Annotated in this window: 1 protein-coding gene; it reads left to right on the top strand. The window is 41.2% G+C overall.

Annotated elements, in window-relative coordinates; translation table 11 throughout:
- A partial coding sequence (ltrA, locus tag F6K46_RS39620; protein WP_293068965.1) for a group II intron reverse transcriptase/maturase occupies window positions 1-1,531 on the top strand: 1,531 nt, incomplete at its 5' end.
- Window positions 1,532-1,628: the final 97 nt, after the last annotated feature.

Genomic DNA, 1,628 nt, shown 5'->3' with positions numbered 1-1,628 from the left:
GGAAACCTTGTCAAATCTCAAAAAATGGAAGCCAAAGCCAACTAAACGCATCTACATACCAAAATCAAATGGCAAGCAGAGGCCACTGGGAATACCCAGTATTACAGACCGATGTATACAAGCCATAACCAAAAACGCTTTGGAACCAGCATGGGAAGCTCAGTTTGAAGCCACATCATACGGTTTTAGACCAGGAAGAGGTACTCATGACGCCCGCCAGAGAATATTCCTGAACATCAACGGAGAAAGAAACAAAAAATGGTGGGTGGTGGAAGCTGACATAAAAGGATGCTTCGATAACATAGCTCATCAACCGTTAATGGAAACCATTGGCAATTTCCCAGCGAGACGACTAATCCAGGAATGGCTGAAGGCAGGATATGTAAACAAAAACACATTCCATCCAACAGAAATGGGTACCCCACAAGGGGGAATAATCAGCCCATTACTGGCCAACATAGCACTACACGGATTGGAAAAAGAACTGGGAATAACCTACAGAAAAGAAAAAACTAAAAAGGGTGAGGACTCTTGGAGGAATAAATCAAATAGAACATTAGTTCGCTTTGCGGATGACTTTGTGATTTTAACAGAATCAGAAGAAGATGCCACGAACGCCAAGGTAATCACCGAAAAATGGTTAGCCAAGAAAGGACTAAATCTATCAGAAAAAAAAACCAAAATAACTCACCTATTGGAAGGTTTTGACTTTTTAGGGTGGAATTTTCGGAAGTATAAAACCACAACTAGGAAAAAGGGGTATATAACTCTAATAAAACCATCAAATAAAAGCTTAAAGGGAATCAAGAAGAAGATAAAATGGGAATTCGCTAAGCTAAAAGGAGCATCCGTTCAGCAGCTCATATGGAAGTTACAACCAATCATAAGAGGTTGGACAAACTACCATAACGGAGTAGTAGCGAAGGAAACATTTAATAAACTAAATGATTACATCTCATGGAAGCTAGTAAGATGGTGCAAGAGGAGATACCCAAAAAAAGACTGGAAGTGGATAAAAGAAAAACACTTCGGATGTTTCTGTCCCGGAAGAGAAGACAAACAGGTCTTTGGAAGTAAAGAACAATACCTGGATAAAGCACCATGGACGAAGATAACTAGACACACATTAGTCACCTATGATTACTCGCCAGACAATCCAAATCTACAAGAATACTGGAGAAAGAGGAAAGAAAGGCAAAGTAAGAAAACGGCTGAAGGTAGACTGCCAAAAGGCAGGAACAAAATAGCCCTAAGGCAAAAATACAAATGTCCATATTGTCGACAACAACTAGGGGACTACGATAGGGTACATCTACACCACATTGTTCCTAAGGAACATGGGGGACAAGACAAATACAACAATCTAGTATACGTCCATGAGGAATGCCATCGAACCATCCATGCCTTGGGGGCAACTAAACCCGAAATACAGACAAGACTGTATTTCGGGATAAAAACCCCTCCTAAAAACCGGATACAAAAACCAAAAGGTACAAAACCGGGTAATAAGGAAAAGAGTTGCACAAAATAACGTGTCGTTTCGGAGTTGGTTGCGCCGTGTACTTGGAGACTTGTTCGCACGGTGCTTAGGGGGCGAAGAGGGAGTAATCCCTCTGACCTACCCAATA

This window comes from Moorena sp. SIO3E8 (assembly GCF_010692445.1).
GTDB classification, from domain to species: domain Bacteria; phylum Cyanobacteriota; class Cyanobacteriia; order Cyanobacteriales; family Coleofasciculaceae; genus Moorena; species Moorena bouillonii.
The sequence above is the reverse complement of the archived record's forward strand: the minus strand, read 5'-3'. Positions and strand labels throughout refer to the sequence as shown.